The organism is Lentzea flaviverrucosa (genome assembly GCF_003350445.1).
GTDB lineage: Bacteria > Actinomycetota > Actinomycetes > Mycobacteriales > Pseudonocardiaceae > Lentzea > Lentzea californiensis.
The window spans coordinates 545322-561132 of sequence record NZ_QQAU01000004.1 but is presented as its reverse complement, the minus strand read 5'-3'; the positions used below and the strand labels follow the sequence as shown (position 1 = coordinate 561132).

General features: G+C 68.8%; 15 protein-coding genes. 9 read left to right on the top strand and 6 right to left on the bottom strand.

Features of this window, described 5'->3' with window-relative positions; genetic code table 11:
* Nucleotides 1-24: 24 nt before the first annotated feature.
* Nucleotides 25-1401 carry an ATP-binding protein gene (locus DFR72_RS16370; RefSeq protein ID WP_090065335.1) on the bottom strand — a complete coding sequence of 459 codons (1377 nt, stop codon included), beginning with the start codon at nt 1399-1401 and terminating at the stop codon, nt 25-27.
* Nucleotides 1398-2078 carry a response regulator transcription factor gene (locus tag DFR72_RS16365; protein WP_090065336.1) on the bottom strand — a complete coding sequence of 227 codons (681 nt, stop codon included), beginning with the start codon at nt 2076-2078 and terminating at the stop codon, nt 1398-1400. Before DFR72_RS16365 ends, DFR72_RS16370 begins: the two co-directional genes overlap by 4 nt.
* 129 nt (nt 2079-2207) lie before the next feature.
* Here DFR72_RS16365 and DFR72_RS16360 point away from each other — a divergent pair, with 129 nt between their 5' ends.
* Nucleotides 2208-3665, top strand: a complete 1458-nt coding sequence (locus DFR72_RS16360; RefSeq protein WP_090065337.1) for a trypsin-like serine protease — start codon at nt 2208-2210, stop codon at nt 3663-3665.
* Here DFR72_RS16360 and DFR72_RS16355 read toward each other — a convergent pair.
* Both DFR72_RS16355 and DFR72_RS16350 read right to left on the bottom strand, forming a co-directional pair.
* Nucleotides 3662-4090 (bottom strand): hypothetical protein, encoded by a 429-nt coding sequence (locus DFR72_RS16355; protein ID WP_090065338.1) that lies wholly within the window; start codon nt 4088-4090, stop codon nt 3662-3664. The genes DFR72_RS16360 and DFR72_RS16355 overlap by 4 nt on opposite strands.
* Nucleotides 4087-5727, bottom strand: coding sequence for a DNA repair helicase XPB (locus DFR72_RS16350; RefSeq protein WP_090065339.1), 1641 nt, complete (start codon nt 5725-5727; stop codon nt 4087-4089). Before DFR72_RS16350 ends, DFR72_RS16355 begins: the two co-directional genes overlap by 4 nt.
* A gap of 109 nt (nt 5728-5836) precedes the next feature.
* On the opposite strand from DFR72_RS16350, the gene DFR72_RS16345 reads away from it, so the two are divergent.
* Nucleotides 5837-6424, top strand: coding sequence for an LppU/SCO3897 family protein (locus tag DFR72_RS16345; RefSeq protein ID WP_090065340.1), 588 nt, complete (start codon nt 5837-5839; stop codon nt 6422-6424).
* 50 nt (nt 6425-6474) lie between these two features.
* Nucleotides 6475-6957 (top strand): LppU/SCO3897 family protein, encoded by a 483-nt coding sequence (locus tag DFR72_RS16340; RefSeq protein WP_090065341.1) that lies wholly within the window; start codon nt 6475-6477, stop codon nt 6955-6957.
* A gap of 55 nt (nt 6958-7012) precedes the next feature.
* Here DFR72_RS16340 and DFR72_RS16335 read toward each other — a convergent pair whose 3' ends face one another.
* On the bottom strand, nt 7013-7378 hold the full coding sequence (locus DFR72_RS16335) for a hypothetical protein (protein WP_090065342.1): 366 nt from the start codon (nt 7376-7378) through the stop codon (nt 7013-7015).
* A 223-nt stretch (nt 7379-7601) separates the two neighbouring features.
* Between DFR72_RS16335 and DFR72_RS16330 the strand changes: the two genes are divergently transcribed.
* Together DFR72_RS16330 and DFR72_RS46350 are read left to right on the top strand one after the other, a co-directional pair.
* The gene (locus DFR72_RS16330) at nt 7602-8159 is read left to right on the top strand and encodes an LppU/SCO3897 family protein (protein WP_090065343.1); all 558 of its coding nucleotides are present in this window, start codon (nt 7602-7604) and stop codon (nt 8157-8159) included.
* A gap of 83 nt (nt 8160-8242) precedes the next feature.
* Entirely contained in the window at nt 8243-9085 is an 843-nt protein-coding gene (locus tag DFR72_RS46350; protein ID WP_177224538.1) for an LppU/SCO3897 family protein, read from the top strand.
* Nucleotides 9086-9143: 58 nt separating this feature from the next.
* On the opposite strand, the gene DFR72_RS16320 is transcribed toward DFR72_RS46350, so the two are convergent.
* On the bottom strand, nt 9144-10121 hold the full coding sequence (locus DFR72_RS16320) for an ABC transporter substrate-binding protein (protein WP_090065344.1): 978 nt from the start codon (nt 10119-10121) through the stop codon (nt 9144-9146).
* Between the two features lie 484 nt (nt 10122-10605).
* Here DFR72_RS16320 and DFR72_RS16315 point away from each other — a divergent pair, with 484 nt between their 5' ends.
* From DFR72_RS16315 to DFR72_RS16300, 4 genes are all read left to right on the top strand, one after another.
* On the top strand, nt 10606-13938 hold the full coding sequence (locus DFR72_RS16315) for a sensor histidine kinase (protein WP_245983029.1): 3333 nt from the start codon (nt 10606-10608) through the stop codon (nt 13936-13938).
* Nucleotides 13935-14354: a roadblock/LC7 domain-containing protein gene (locus tag DFR72_RS16310; RefSeq protein ID WP_030470879.1), complete on the top strand. Its 420-nt coding sequence runs from the start codon at nt 13935-13937 to the stop codon at nt 14352-14354. Before DFR72_RS16315 ends, DFR72_RS16310 begins: the two co-directional genes overlap by 4 nt.
* Nucleotides 14355-14570: 216 nt before the next feature.
* Nucleotides 14571-15155: a DUF742 domain-containing protein gene (locus tag DFR72_RS16305; protein ID WP_245983028.1), complete on the top strand. Its 585-nt coding sequence runs from the start codon at nt 14571-14573 to the stop codon at nt 15153-15155.
* Nucleotides 15136-15741, top strand: a complete 606-nt coding sequence (locus tag DFR72_RS16300; RefSeq protein WP_093605474.1) for a GTP-binding protein — start codon at nt 15136-15138, stop codon at nt 15739-15741. Before DFR72_RS16305 ends, DFR72_RS16300 begins: the two co-directional genes overlap by 20 nt.
* Nucleotides 15742-15811 lie beyond the last annotated feature (70 nt).

The following is a 15811-nucleotide window of genomic DNA, read 5'->3' as shown; positions in this document are numbered from 1 at the left end:
AGGCGGCACCGACAGTTCCCGGCCTCAAGACCCACCGTCCAGCGGCAGCCGCAGCGTGAACAAGGCACCGCCACCCGCCCGGTTGGCCGCCACCAGCGTGCCCCCGTGCAGCCGCGCGTTCTCCCACGCGATCGCCAGCCCGAGCCCCGAGCCCTCGGACCGCCCCCGCGACGAGTCGGCCTTGTAGAACCGTGCGAACACGTGCGGCAGGACCTCGTCGGGCAGTCCCGGCCCGGCGTCCGCCACCTCGATCACCAACACAGGTCCCGACACCGACAGCTCGAGCGACACCGGCGGCGAACCGTGCCGCAGTGCGTTGCCGACCAGGTTCGCCACGATCACGTCCAGCCGCCGCGGGTCCAGTCGGGCGCGCACTCCGTCCGGCAGCGACGCGGACACCTCCGAGAAGCCGCGCATGCGCAGGCAGGTCCGCACCACCTCGGCCACGTCGACGTCGTCGAGCGCGAGGGCCGCCGTTCCCGAGTCGAACCTGGTGACCTCGATCAGGTCGTTCACCAGCCGCGTCAGGTTCTGCGTCTCGCGGTTCACCAGCCGTGCCGCCTGGCCCGCCACGCCTGGCAGCGAGGCGGTTTCGGCGTCCAGCACGTCGGTCACGGCCGTCATCGCGGCCAGCGGGGTTCGCAGTTCGTGCGACACGTCCGCCACGAATCGACGCGCGTCGGCCTCCATCCGGCGCAGCTCGCCCACGTGGTGTTCCAGTGAGGAAGCCGTGCTGTTGAACGTCGACGCGACGGAGGCCAGTTCGTCCCGCCCGCGCACCGGCACCCTCGCGGAGAGCTCGCCCTGCCCGAGTTTCCAGGCGGCCAGCTGCAGCTCCCGCACGGGGCGCAGCACGCCGCGGGCCGCCAGGAAACCCAGTCCCAGAGCCAGGAGCAGCACGGCACCGCCGATCAGCCACGCGTTGCGCGCGAGTTCGTCGACGAACGCGATCTCCGACGTGAACGGCCGCAGCACGTACACCTCGATGCCCGACGGGGCGCCGGAAGACACCCGCAGCTGCATGCCCACGACGAGCCAGACGCTGTCCGCGTACGACACGCGTTGCCAGCCGACGCGTCCGGACGAGACGAGCGAACGCAGCTCCGCCGTGATCACCGCGGGGTTCATGCCTCCCGCGGAAGTGCCGTTGCCGTAAGCCAAAGCCTGGCCTTCACGCCCGGAAACCCTTGCGGCGACCCGTTCCAGGACGGCGGCGTCCACGGCTCGCGCGGGCAGTGGGTAGAGCTGCTCGACGCGGTTCGTGGTCTCGATGACGGCGTTGTCCTGTGCTCGCTGCACGATCGCGTCGCGCGCCCGCACGTAACCCGCACCGGCGACGGCCGCGGCGGTCACGATGGTCAGGAACGTGAAGGCGAGCAGCAACCGCAGGCGGAGCGTCACAGCGGTCCGAAGCGGTAGCCGAAGCCCCGCACCGTCTGGACGTACACGGGTGCGGCCGGGTCGTCCTCGATCTTCGACCGCAGCCGTTGCACGCACGCGTCGACCAGCCGCGAGTCGCCGAGGTAACCCTGGTCCCACACGGAACTCAGCAGTTGCTGCCGTGACAGCACGCGGCCCGGCGAGGACGAGAGTTCCAGCAGCAGCCGCAGTTCCGTCGGCGCCAGCGACACCGGCTTGCCGAACCGCGTCACGACGAGGCCCTCGCGGTCGATCGTCAGGTCGCCGTGGCGTTCGGCCACGACCTCGGTGACGGAGGCGGACGAACGGCGCAGCACGGCGCGGATGCGGGCCTCCAGCACACGGGCCTGGGCCGGCTTGGCCACGTAGTCGTCGGCGCCCGCCTCCAGGCCCGCGACCACGTCGATGTCGTCGTTGCGCGCGGTCAGCATGATGATCGGGAGGTCGCCGGAGGCACGGATGCGGCGGCACACCTCGAACCCGTCCACGCCCGGCAGCATCAGGTCCAGCACGACGACGTCGGGCGTGACGCTGCCCAGCAGCTCGAGGCCTTCCTCGCCCGTGCGCACCGCGTCCACGGTGTGTCCCTGGTAGGTCAGGGCGAGCGACAGTCCCTCGCGGACCGCCTCGTCGTCCTCGATCAGCAGTACGCGCGGCATGCCCTCCAGCCTTCCCGACGGGTCTCATGGGGACGTTCGTGCGACGTCATCGTTGCGTAACGACCGCCCGTGCGCAGTTGTTGCAGAGCCATCACGCCGTGCGGACACAGGTTCGACAGCCTCTGCGACATGCGAAAAGTGCTACTGGCGATGAGCTTCGCGGCCATCGCGGTGATCACCACCGCCGCCCCGGCGCTGGCCATCAGAGGCGGCGTCGAAGCCCAGGCGCCCTACCCGTTCTCCGGCTCGCTGCAACGCCCCGACTCACCTCGCGCGGACGGCCACACCTGCGGCGTCACGCTGGTCGCGCCGGGCTGGGCCGTCACCGCGGGCCACTGCACCCGCAACAACCCCAGCCTCGCCCAGGTCGGCAGGCCGAAGAACTGGTCGGTGCGGCTCGGCACGCTCGACGCGGGCAGCGGCGGCGAGGTGGTCGAGGTCGAGCGGTTCATCACCTACTCGCCCAACCCCGTCCACGACGGCGACATCGGCCTGCTGGAGCTGAGGAAGAACGCGCGGACCAAGCCCGTCACGCTGCCGTCGGCCCGGCCCGCCGAGGGCACGACGGCGCGGATCCTCGGGTGGGGCATGACGTGCGACCGCCGTGCGCCCGAGTGCTACCCGCAGAAGCTGCGCGAGGCGGACACCGTGATCCAGCCGGCAGCGGCCTGCGACGGCATCTTCGCTGACCGCGAGCTGTGCATCGGCGCGCTGGACGGCAGCGTCGCCGCCACGAACATGGACTCCGGCGGCCCCGCCCTCGTCCGCGACGGCGACCGCTGGGTGATCGCCGGCCTCGTGAGCGGCTCCGGCGGCGACGACCGGCCGGTCATGTACACCGACGTCCACCACTTCACAGGCTGGATCAACGACGTCGTCACGGGGAAGATCAACCCGCCGGACACTCCCGTCCCGAACCTCGAGGGCGCCGCGTCACTGGCGGGAGTCTGCTCCGCGTCCGTGGTCAGGACCGATCGCAGCAAGCCCCGCGACCCGGCGCTTCTGCTCACCAACGGCCACTGCGTCCCGGAACGCCCCGCACCCGGCGAGACCCTGCGGGACGTCGCGATCAAGCTCCCGGTGACCATCGGCGACCGCCAGGGCTACCCGCAGGCCAAAACCGAGACGAGACGTCTCGTCTCGGCGACCATGACCGGCACCGACACCGCGCTCTTCGAGCTCGACCAGACCTACGCCCAGCTCAAGGCCGAGGGCGTGAAGATCTTCAAGCTCTCGGACAGGTCGGCCAGGCCAGGAGAACGCGTCGACATCATCTCGGCGGGCAACGGCAAGCGCTTCAGCTGCACCATCGACGCCGTCGTCCCGCATCTGCGCGAAGAGGGCTACACGCAGGACAACGCCTACCGCTACGACCCGAAGTGCTCGCCGTCGCACGGTGGTTCGGGCTCGCCGATCGTGCTCAGGGACGGCGTCACCGTCGTCGGCGTGCACAGCACCGGCAACGACAGCGGTGAGCGGTGCACGGCGAACAACCCCTGCGAGGTCGCGGCGGACGGCTCGGTGACCGTGCGCCAAGGCACCCGCTACGGCCAGCAGGTCAAGCACCTGGCCGGAAGGCCCGGCTAGTCGAGAGCGGCGGTGTGGCGCAGCTGCTCGGGGGTCGGGTCCGCGACCAGGACCCGCACCGCGTCCGCGAACTGGTCGAAGCGCCGGTCGAACTCGGCCAGTTCGCGCGACGGCTCCGCGACCAGCGCCGCCCGGCCCGGTCTGGGCACGGCGGACGCCAGCGCGTCGCGCAGGGGCTGGGCCCGGCGCAACGCCACGAGCAGCGTCCACAGCCGTTGTTCGACCAGGGCGACCTGCACCGGGTCTCCCGTCACGCGCTGGAAGTCCGAACGCACGGCGGTGGCGCGGCGGCGTTGCGCGGGGCAGGTGAAGTCGGCGGACCGGACGACCTGGGCGTCCGGTGCCGTCCTGGCGAGTGCTTCCTCCGACCGGAACCGCCGCACCGGCGGCGTCCCGGCCGGGTTCCACATCCACCAGGACGTCATCCGACCAGGTCGTCCGCGTCGACGATCTTGTACGCGTAGCCCTGCTCGGCCAGGAACCGCTGCCGGTGGGCGGCGTAGTCGGTGTCGAGCGTGTCGCGCGAGACGACCGAGTAGAAGTGCGCCTGCCGGCCGTCGCCCTTGGGGCGCAGGATCCGGCCGAGGCGCTGGGCCTCCTCCTGCCGCGACCCGAACGTGCCGGACACCTGGATCGCGACGGACGCCTCGGGCAGGTCGATGGAGAAGTTCGCGACCTTGGACACCACCAGGGTGCGGAGCTCACCCTTGCGGAACTGGTCGAACAGCACCTCGCGCTCCTTGTTCTTCGTCGATCCCTTGATCACCGGCGCCCCCAGCTCCTCGCCCAGTTCGTCGAGCTGGTCCAGATAAGCACCGATCACGAGCGTCGGCTCGCCGGGATGCCGCTCCAGCACCCGCTTGACCACCGCGATCTTGGTCCGGGCCGTCGAACAGAGCTTGTAGCGCTCCTCCGGCTCGGCCGTCGCGTACTGCAGCCGCTCGTTGTCGGTGAGGGTCACCCGGACCTCGGTGCACTCGGCGGGGGCGATCCAGCCCTGCGCCTCGATGTCGCGCCACGGCACGTCGTACCGCTTCGGCCCGATCAACGAGAAGACGTCACCCTCCTGGCCGTCCTCGCGCACCAGCGTCGCGGTGAGCCCGAGACGGCGGCGCGACTGCAGGTCGGCGGTCATCCGGAACACCGGCGCGGGCAGCAGGTGGACCTCGTCGTAGACGATCAGGCCCCAGTCGCGCGAGTCGAACAGGTCGAGGTGCTTGTACTCGCCCTTCGACTTGCGGGTGATCACCTGGTAGGTCGCGATCGTGACCGGGCGGATCTCCTTGCGCTCACCCGAGTACTCGCCGATCTCCTCCTCGGTGAGCGAGGTGCGCGCGATCAGCTCCCGCTTCCACTGCCGGCCCGCCACGGTGTTCGTGACCAGGATCAGCGTGGTCGCCTGGGCCTCGGCCATCGCCGCCGCGCCGACCAGCGTCTTGCCCGCGCCGCACGGCAGCACGACGACGCCGCTGCCACCGGCCCAGAACGCCTGGGCGGCCATCCGCTGGTAGTCGCGCAGCTTCCAGTCGTTCTCCTCCAGCTCGATCGCGTGCGCCTCGCCGTCGACGTACCCGGCGTGGTCCTCGGCCGGCCACCCGACCTTGAGCAGCAGCTGCTTGAGCCGCCCGCGCTCGCTCGGGTGCACGACGACGGTGTCGTCGTCGATGCGGGCCCCGAACATCGGCGCGATCTTCTTGTTGCGGAGCACCTCCTCGAGCACCGCGCGGTCGTTGGAGTGCAGGACCAGCCCGTGCACGGGGCTGTTGGTCAGCACCAGCCGCCCGAAGCGGCCCATCGTGTCGACCACGTCCACCAGCAGCGGCTGCGGCACCGGGTAGCGGCTGAACCGCACCAGCGCGTCGACCACCTGCTCGGCGTCGTGCCCGGCCGCTCGCGCGTTCCACAAGGCCAGCGGCGTCACGCGATACGTGTGCACGTGCTCCGGAGCTCGCTCCAGCTCGGCGAACGGCGCGATGGACGTGCGCGCGTCGTTCGCGAGCGGGTGGTCGACCTCGAGCAGCAGCGTCTTGTCCGACTGGACGATCAAGGGGCCATCGGTCACGCCGACAAGTCTCCCTGACGACGCCAAATGCGTTCGACCTGCGTCAACTGGTGACGACAACTGTGAGGCGACACACGAAGCCAACATGCCGTGTCGTACGTTCTCGCCCATGAGCACCGAGTCGACTGATCCCGTCGAGCCGCCGGCCGTGGTGACCCCGGAACCCGCGGAGACCGAGACCGACGAGTCGCCCAAGAAGAACAGCTGGCTGAAGTTCGCCATCGTCGGTGTGCTGGCGGTCGTGCTCGTCGGCGGCGGCGTGTGGGCGCTGACGGCGCTCAACACCACCGGTGTCGGCGACTGCGTCAGCGCCTCGCCCAAGGACGTGGACAAGCCGGACGGCGACTGGAACATCTCGACGAAGAGCTGCGACGACGCCGCTGCCACGCACCGGGTCGCCGCCGTGCTGGCCAACGCGGAGGACCAGTGCCCCGCCGAGGGCATCTACGAGCAGATGCAGTCGGGCGGCGACAAGTCGATGTGCCTGATGCCGAACCTCGCCGAGGGCAACTGCTACACCTCGAGCGACGACGGCGCCTTCAAGAAGGAGGCCTGCACCACGGAGTCGCCCGTGAAGATCGTGAAGAAGGTCGACGGGCTGCCCGAGGAGGGTTCGGTGTGCCCCGAGGGCTCCAGCGAGCTGAGGTTCAGCGAGCCGGCCTCGGTCTACTGCATGGGTGTCCACGAAGGATCCTGATCGGGTGAACTCGGTTGAGTCGCACCCCTTCTGACGCCGATACCCAGGCCATGAAGAAGGTCGGCCTGGGTATCGCCGCTGTCATCGCGCTCCTGCTGCTCGGCGGGTTCGTCGTGAACCAGCTCGGCGACGTGGCCAAGGCTGCGCGGGCGGGCGACTGCGCGCGGATCTCCGGCGCGCTCGACAACCCGACCTACCAGGCGCTCGACTGCGGTTCCGAGCAGGCGAACGTCAAGATCGCCAAGGTCCTCGACTGGAACGAGAAGGCCTGCCCGTCCGGCGGCATGGACTACTCGACGTACACGGGCGAAGCCACGCTGTGCCTCATGCCGAACTTCGTCGAGGGCGCCTGCTACGGCCAGAACCCCGAGAGCGGCATCGCGAAGGTCGACTGCTCCACGAAGGACTCGGTGAAGGTCGCCAAGGTGTTCAGCGGCAAGGCCGACCGCACCGCCTGCGGGGTCTCGCGCGCGGCGGTCTTCCCCGAGCCCGCGACCACCTTCTGCCTGGAGCGCGGCGACCAGAAGCAGTGACCTGCCCCTGACCGCCGCCCTTGTCCCGGGGGTCGCTGTCCCCGAAGTCGCTGTCTCAGAAGTTGCGGTAGGACCCGGTCATCGGTCCGCCGTCGGAACCCCTGATGTCGACCCAGCCCTGGTAGTCCGTGCCGTGCTTGGCACAGCGCGACGGCGTGTCGAGCACGATGCCGTCGGCGTTCGCGGTCACGGACGCGTTGCCGCCGTAACTGGCCAGCACGTACACCGTGTCGCCCCAGCGCAGGCTCCTGCCCTGCGCGTGCAGGCACCCGTTCCCGTTGTTGCGGAACAGGTACACCTGCCTTCCCGCCTTGCTCGCGTAGCCGACCTGCGTGTAGGAGTCCGCGTGCGCGACCGGCGCGCTGACGACGGCCATGCCGGCGACTGCCGCCGCACTGAGCAGAGCTGACCCGAACTTCATGTGCACCCTCGACTTCAAGATCGTTTCGACTGTCCGGATCGGACCGTACTGAGGTTCGGCGGTCTCCGCCGGGTCAGCGAGCGAGTGCTGAGGGTGACGTGATCCAGGCGGCCGTAACGTTTCCGTAAAGCCCAAGCGCTTTGCTGCGCCACATGGCACTGTCTGCTCCGGCTGTGTCGGGGGGCATGGGCCATCTGGGGTATTTGGGAAATGAGAGAACCGCATGAGCACGACTGAATCCGCTTCGCCCGCGTCAGCGCCGGAGCCCACGCAGGAGCCCGCGCCGAAGAAGTCGAGCATCGGCAAGCGGATCCTGACCTACGTCGTCGGCCTGATCGTCGTTGGCGGCGCGTTCTACGCGTTCAACTACTTCAGCAGCGACGTCGCGCAGGCGAAGGCCGGCGACTGCGCCGTCGTCTCCGGCACGTCGACCAGCCCTGAGTACAAGCCGGTCGACTGCGGTGCCGCCGAGGCGAACTACACGGTCGGCAAGGCCGGCGGCACGAGCGAGGTGTGCGGCAAGGGCTACGACGAGTACACGCAGTCGCAGCGCCGTGGGCCGAAGACGAAGCTGTGCCTCGCACCGCTTCTCGCCGAGGGCAAGTGCTACGCCGAGAACACCGGCGGCGTCGGCGCGAAGGCCGTCGAGTGCGGCGGGTCGGCCGCCTTCAAGGTGACCAAGACCGTCAAGGACACCGCCGCGCCGCAGTGCGCGGAGGGTGAGGAGCCGCAGTCCTTCCCCGAGGCGAAGCTGCACTACTGCCTTGGCGCTCCCGCGTAACAGGCTTGATCCAGCGAAACCGGAGTCGTGTCCCACGGCTCCGGTTTCGCTGTCTTTCGCGTGACTCATCCGAGAGGAATCCAGTGACCGACCCCAACTACCCCCAGCAGCCAGGGCCTTACGGACCGCCTCCCGGTGGACAGCCGCAGCAGCCGTACGGCCAGCAGCCCGGCCAGCCCAACCCCTACGGTCAGCCGCCCCAGCAGGGCTATCCCGGCCAGCCCGGTCAGCCCTACGGCCAGCCCGGCGACCCGTACGCCCAGCCCGGTCAGCCCGGCGACCCGTACGCCCAGCAGCCGGGCCAGTACGGCCCGCCTCCCGGCCAGATGCCAGGCCAGCCCCTGGGTCAGCCGATGCCCTACGGCCCGCCGCCCAAGAAGAGCGGCGCCGGCAAGATCATCGGTTCGATCGTCACCATCGTCGTGCTCGTCGGCGTCGGCATCCTGGTCAAGGTCCTGATCGGCGGCGGCCTGAGCGCCATCACCGAGCCGTCGGCCAAGGCGGGCGACTGCGCGAGCGTCACGGGCACCACGTTCAGCCCGAAGTACAAGAAGGTCGACTGCTCCGCGGCCGAGGCGAACTACTTCATCGCGAAGGTCATGAAGTCCACGTCGGAGGCGTGCCCGAGCGAGGACTACGCCGAGTACACCGAGTCCGGCCGCCGCAGCTCGTCGCTGAAGCTCTGCCTCGTCGAGAAGCTCGAAGAGGGCAAGTGCTACGAGGAAGAGCTCGTGAAGATGAACATGGAGGGCATGAAGCCCGTCGACTGCTCCAAGGGCAACAACGAGTTCGCCGTCCAGAAGGTCCTGAAGGTCGAGAAGGTAGTCAGGGCGGCGACCGCGGACTGCGGTGAGGCGACGGCCATCGCCTACGCGGAACCCGCGCCGGGCATCACGTACTGCATCTCGGCCGCCGGCGGCCAGTGAGCGCACGAAAAATGGCGGGCCGGTTCTCCGGTCCGCCATTTCTCATGCCGAGGAACAACTAGTTGGTCGTTCCCGGTGGCAGTAGCTGCTGCACGTCCAGACGCCCGGAAAGCACGTCCTCGGTGTCCATCATGTCGGCGACGCGCTGGAGCCGGATCGGGTTCAGCGACAGCGGGAACGTGCCCACCGACACGAGGGCCGCGGTCGGTGCGTCGACGTCCGCGTAGCTGGTCAGCGAGTCCTGCACGGCCAGCTTGTTGGCCTGCGCGCGCTGCTGCGCCTCGCGCAGCACGTCCCGGAACACCTTCAGCGTCTTCGGGTTCGCCTCGGCGAACTTCTTCGACGACGCGTAGCCGGACATCGGGAAGTCCAGTGTCGGGCCGCGGGCGGTGTCGGTGACGATCTTCGCGCCGATCTTGCGCTGCGCCTTCGTGATGAAGGGCTCGATCATGAACGCCGCGTCGACCTGGCCGGCCGTGAGCGCGGCCTCCATGTCGGCGAACGCCATCGGCTTGAACTTGATCTTCTGCTTCTCGACCGCGGCGGTGTCCAGCACGGCACGCGTGGTCAGCGCGCCGATGTCGGTCTCGCTGTTCACGGCGATGGTCGGAGCCGACTTCTTGCCGGGGTCGTCGTAGTCCGACTTCGCGTCCGCGACCAGCGCCATCGAGTTCGGGCCGGCCTGGTAGGCCTCACCCTGCAGCTGCAGTTCGGTGCCCTCGGCGACCGCGCGGAAGAGGCTGACGTGCGTCGCCCACGTGAGGTCGAGCGTGGTGTCCAGCTGCTTGATGGCCTCTGCCTCGGTGGGCTGCGGGACCAGGTTGACCTGCAGGCCCGCCTTCTCGAACAGCTTCTCGGTCAGCGCGATGCGCAACGGGGCCACGTCGACGACGGGCAGCACGCCGATGCGGATGACGTTGCGCTCCACGTCCGCGTCGCCGCCGCTCGACGAACTTCCGAACAGGCCGCAGCTCGCGGTCAGGACACACGTGATGAGCACTGCAGCAAGCCGCAGGGCTGTGGCTCGGGTAGCCATGGCACCTCTCGCCGGTAGGGCTTAAGTAGCATCGATTTGATCAGTGAGTGTCGTTACAGACCGGGTCCTCCGCAGCCCCAACTGGGCGTTCCGACGGAGGCGAAGCATGCCGACAACCGGGGATGTTAACCACCTGAACGTATGAAACGACACCCCATCCCGATACGGTGAGTGCTTCTGGAGACTTCCCCCGGGGTGGGGGTGACCATTACCCTTCCGGCTCGGGTGGCACTGGTCGTAGTAGACCGACGTGTCTTCAGACGGGGTAGGGCGCCTCACCGGGCGAACGACCTCTGTGCTGCAATTCGGCCCGTTTGACGAGTCCATGCTCGGTCCTGGGGAGAGACCGGGACACTGCTGCTGGAAGAGGAAGCCCAGAGTGGCCCGACGTGAGAGAGGTCCCAGCCAGTTTGGCGTGGGTGACACCACACGCTCCGAAAGGCCCGAATCGGGTGACGGACTGGCTGCGCTGGGTAACGGACCGATGAACGTGACACCGGACCCGGTGAAGCACGACACCGGCCCCGGATCCACCCGATCCGCGGGCTGGCGCCTGCGCAACTGGCGGTTGCGCACGAAGCTGCTCGCCGTTCTGCTCATCCCGACGGTCTGTGCGCTCGCCCTGGGTGGTCTGCGAGTCCGCAGCGACCTCCAGGCCGCGACGGAGTTCAACAACCTCGCGAACCAGATCCGCCTCGAGACCGCGGTCGCGGACCTGGTGCAGCAGCTGCAGCGCGAACGCGACCTGTCGGTCAGCTACGTCGCGTCGAACAAGAGGGTCGACAGGGTCGTCCTCGAACGGCAGCTGCGCCGCGTGAACGACACCAGCGAGGCGTTCAGCAACCGGATCGCCGAGCTCAGCTCCGACCTGAACTCGGCTGCCGTCGAGCGCTTCCAGGTCGCGGCCAAGCAGCTCGACCGCCTGAACAGCCTCCGCAACTCGGTGCGCGACACGCAGTACCCCGCCGAGGCAGTCCAGCGCACCTACTCGGAGTCCATCGAGACGCTCATCGGCCTCGGTGAGCAGACGATCTCCGAGATCAACGACCCGGAACTGGTGCGACTGCACCTGACCACGAACGCCATCGCGCGCATCAAGGAACAGGAGTCGCTCAAGCGGGCGATCCTCCTGGACGTCTTCCAGCGCAAGGCCTTCACGCCGGCCCAGCTGCGTTCCCTGCAGGCCGCGAACGCCGAGCTCGAAGCGGCCCGCAACGACTTCCGCAAGTCCGCGACGCCCGAGCAGGCCAAGATCTACGACGACACCGTCACCGGTCTCATCGTCGACAACGCGAACGACATGCAGGAATCGGCGATCAACCAGCAGGCGGGTGCGAAGGACTTCACCCAGATCACGCCCGAGAAGTGGGACATCGCCGCCACGCTGACGGTCAACCTGACGCGTGACGTCGAGAACCTGCTGGTCGAGCAGCTGCAGACCAAGACCGACGACCTGGCCGGCGACACGCGCACCAGGGCGTACGTCGAGTCCGGCGTCGTCCTCGTGATCCTCGCGCTCGCGTTGCTGATGGCGCTGTTCGTCGCCCGCTCGATCCTCAACCCGCTGCGCACGCTGCGCCGCACGGCCCTCGACGTCGCCGACCACGGTCTCCCCGACGCGGTCGAGCGGATCCTCGCGGACGCCAACCCGGAGAACGCGGCGAAGACCGCCGTCGAACCGGTGCCGGTGCACACGCGGGAAGAGATCGGCCAGGTGGCGCGCGCGTTCGACGCGGTGCACGGTGAAGCGGTGCGACTGGCCGCCCAGCAGGCCCTCCTGCGTGACAACGTCAACGCGATGTTCGTCAACCTGTCACGTCGTTCGCAGGCCCTGGTCGAGCGCCAGTTGAACCTGATCGACCGGCTCGAGCAGGACGAGCAGGACCCGGACCAGCTGGCCTCGCTGTTCGAGCTGGACCACCTCGCGACCCGCATGCGCCGCAACTCGGAGAACCTCCTGGTCCTCTCGGGTACGGACCTCTCGCGGCGCCTGACCCGGCCCGTCCCGGCCGCCGAGGTCCTCGGCGCCGCGGTCTCCGAGGTCGAGCAGTACGCCCGCGTGCAGGTCGGTCAGACCCCGGACCTCACGGTCCAGGGCCGCGCGGTCAACGACCTCGTGCACCTCATCGCCGAGCTGCTGGACAACGCCACGGCGTTCTCCGACCCGGTCACCAAGGTCACCGTTCGCACGGCGAAGACCCGCAAGGGCGAGCTGGCGATCGAGATCCAGGACCGCGGCGTGGGCATGGGCGAGCAGGAGATCATCGACGCCAACGAGCGGCTGGCCGACCCGCCGGACGTCGACGTCGCCGTCTCCCGCCGGATGGGCCTGTACGTGGTCGCGCGGCTCGCCAAGCGCCACGACATCAAGGTCCGCCTGCGCGGCAACGAGGACATCGAGGGCGGCACGACGGCACTGGTGATCGTGCCGGAGACGCTCACCGCGATCCCCGGCCAGGCACCGGTCTCGACCCCGCCGACCGGTTCGGGTTCGCTGGCCTCCGCGTTCGGCATGTCGCCGTCCGCGTCGGCACCGGCGATGCCCATGCCGATGCCGATGCCGCCGGCCGAGCACACGACGGAGATCGGCACCACCGCGGTCAGGGCCAGCGGCATCGCCGGCGCCTTCGGCGGTGCGACCGGTGTCACACCGCGGATCGACGAGTCGAGCCCGAGCAACCCGGGCATCCCGGTCAACTTCGTGCCCAGCTCGATCACCGACACCGGTGCGGGCGCGACGGCGATCCCCGTGTACAGCGACCCGCCGATCGAGGACGCGACGCCGTCCGAGCGGTGGCGTCGTGACCAGCTCGCGGCGGTCGACCCGGAGACCTCGTTCGAGTCCACCCTCTTCACGGCCTACGAGGACCGCAACGAGGAGGCCGGCGAGATCTCCTTCGAGCCGGGCTACGAGACCACCCAGTTCGTGCCGATCCCGCCGATCGAGGACGAGCCCGTCTCGTCCAACGGCATCTCGCGCGCCTCGGCGGACGAGGGTCGTCTCGACATCGGGATGGGTCACCGCAACGGGACCTCGGAAGCCTCGCGCAAGAAGATCGAGCACGACCTGGACGCCCCGACCGAACGCCTCCCGATCTACGAGGCCGTCCTGTCGCAGTGGTTCCAGGCCGTGGGCAGCGAGACGTCCGCATCGACGGCTCAGCCGGTCCGTGCGACCGCCGAGGACGACGCACCGGCCGCCACCAACGGGCACGTCTCGTCGAAGCTCGGAGGGACGGACAAGGGCTCTGTCGAGTACATCGACGAGCCCCCGACGATCCCGCCGCTCTCGGACGGGCCCGAACCGGAGCTGCCGACCCGATCTCGCAAGCCTGTACCGGCGGTGGCACCCACCACCACGTCGGCCGCTGGTCTTCCGGTGCGCACGCCGCGCTCGAAGGTCCAGCCGGCGGCCGAGGAAGTACCCGCACCCGCCGAGCAGGAGCGAGTTGTGGAACCCGAGCCCGTTGTGGAGGAGACTCCAGCGGCGGCACCTACTTCCGAGTCGGCTTGGCAATCGCCTGCCGATGAGGGATGGCACGCGGCTCAGGCGTTGTTGAACAAGACGCCGGATACGAAGACCACGGCAGGACTGCCGAAACGGACACCGAAGGCTCAGCTCGTGCCAGGATCTGCAGCACCCAAGCCGCAGTCCCTGACGTCGACAGCGCAGCGCCCGCCGCTGCCGCCCCGTACCGCAGACGCGGTGCGCGGACGGATGTCGAGCCTGCAGAGTGGTGTCAAGCGAGGCCGGCACGCATTGATCGAGGCATACGCTGGTGACCAATCGAGCCGGCAGAACGAGGAGCAGGAGTGACGACCGCAGCGCAGCCAGGCAGCTTTGGTTGGCTTATCACCGACTTCGTGCGGAGGGTGCCCGGAGTGGCACATTCCGTTGTGGTGTCCGCGGACGGGCTGTTGCTCGCGGGATCCCAGGGCCTGCCCCGGGACCGTGCAGAGCAGCTTTCCGCGGTCGCGTCCGGACTGGTCAGCCTCACCCAGGGTGCTGCCCGCTGCTTCGAAGCAGGCGGGGTCAACCAGACGGTCGTCGAGATGGAGCGGGGCTACCTGTTCCTCATGTCGATCAGTGACGGTTCTTGCCTTGCCGTCCTGGCGGCACCCAACTGCGACATCGGCCTCGTGGCCTACGAGATGACGCTGTTGGTGGAGAGAGTCGGTCAACAACTCACCCCTGAGCTGCGCGCGCAGCTTCAGGGCGTGGTCCGTCGCTAGACCTCATCTGAAGTTCAGGGGTGAGAACCAATGGCTGGTAGATCTGGCGCTAGAGGCCGGGGCTTCGGTAGGAACTTCAACTACCAGGAGTGGGCTTCTGGCGGGTTTCAGTTCGACGAGCCTGACGCGATACCCCAAGAACCAGAGGAAACCGAGGACGCGCCCCACGATGAGCGGGTTACAGGGCAAGGGCTAGGCGATATGTCTCAGCGTGAGGTGGACGACTCGTCGTCGTATCCGTACGACGACGTGCCGAACCGGTTCGACATAGACGGGTACGGCTCCGGGCTGTTCGGTGGCCCCGGCGCGGACCTCTTCGGCCAGCACGAGATGCCGGAGGCCGTGCCGGAGCAACTGCCGTACACAACCGGTCCGCATCCGGTGTACAGCACTGGCGGCCAACCGGCGTACAGCACCGGTGCGCAGCCTCAAGTGCGTCCGGAGGAGAATGCTTCTGCGGACTCGGGTTCACTGGTGCGGCCTTACACACGCACCGGTGGACGCACACGACCCGACTACGACCTTGCTATCGAGGCGCTGATTTCGACCAGCGAAAAGGGCCTCGAACGGGATGCCGCAGTACTTCCCGAGCACAGGTCGATCTGCGGGCTGTGTGTGGACACGCGGTCGGTGGCCGAGGTCGCGGCACTCCTACGCTTGCCACTTGGCGTCGTGCGGGTGTTGATCGGCGACATGGCAAGCATGGGTTTGGTTTTGATTCACCAGGGCGGTCTGGTCGTGGGGGACCGGCCTTCCATGGAATTCCTGGAGAGGGTGCTCAGTGGGCTTCGCAAGCTCTAGTCCCCAGGGCGCCGAGGGCGCACGGAAGCCGACGACGTCTGCCAAGATCGTGGTGGCGGGTGGCTTCGGTGTGGGCAAAACGACGTTCGTCGGCTCGGTGTCCGAGATCGTCCCGTTGACCACCGAGGCGGTGATGACCGAGGCCAGCGCGGGGGTGGACGACCTCTCCGCCACGCCCAACAAGGTCACCACGACCGTCGCGATGGACTTCGGCCGTGTGTCGCTCGACAGCGACCTGATCCTGTACCTCTTCGGTACACCGGGTCAGCACCGGTTCTGGTTCATGTGGGACGACCTGGTACGCGGCGCCATCGGTGCCATCGTGCTGGTCGACACCCGCCGCCTGGCCGACGCGTTCGCCTCGATCGACTTCTTCGACGACCGGCAGCTGCCGTACGTCGTCGGCGTCAACTGCTTCGACGGCCTCCTCCACCACAGGCTGGAGGACGTGCGCGAAGCGCTGACGATCGACGAGTCGGTGCCGATCGTGACCTGCGACGCGCGCAACCGGCAGTCGACGAAGCAGACGCTCATCACGCTGGTGGAGCACGCGATGCGCCAGTGGATGTCCGTCCGCGCGGGCTGATACTCCTTCCGCCGGAGTACGACCGCACGCACGACTGAACGAGGCGAGCGCCACCTTCGGGTACGGCGCT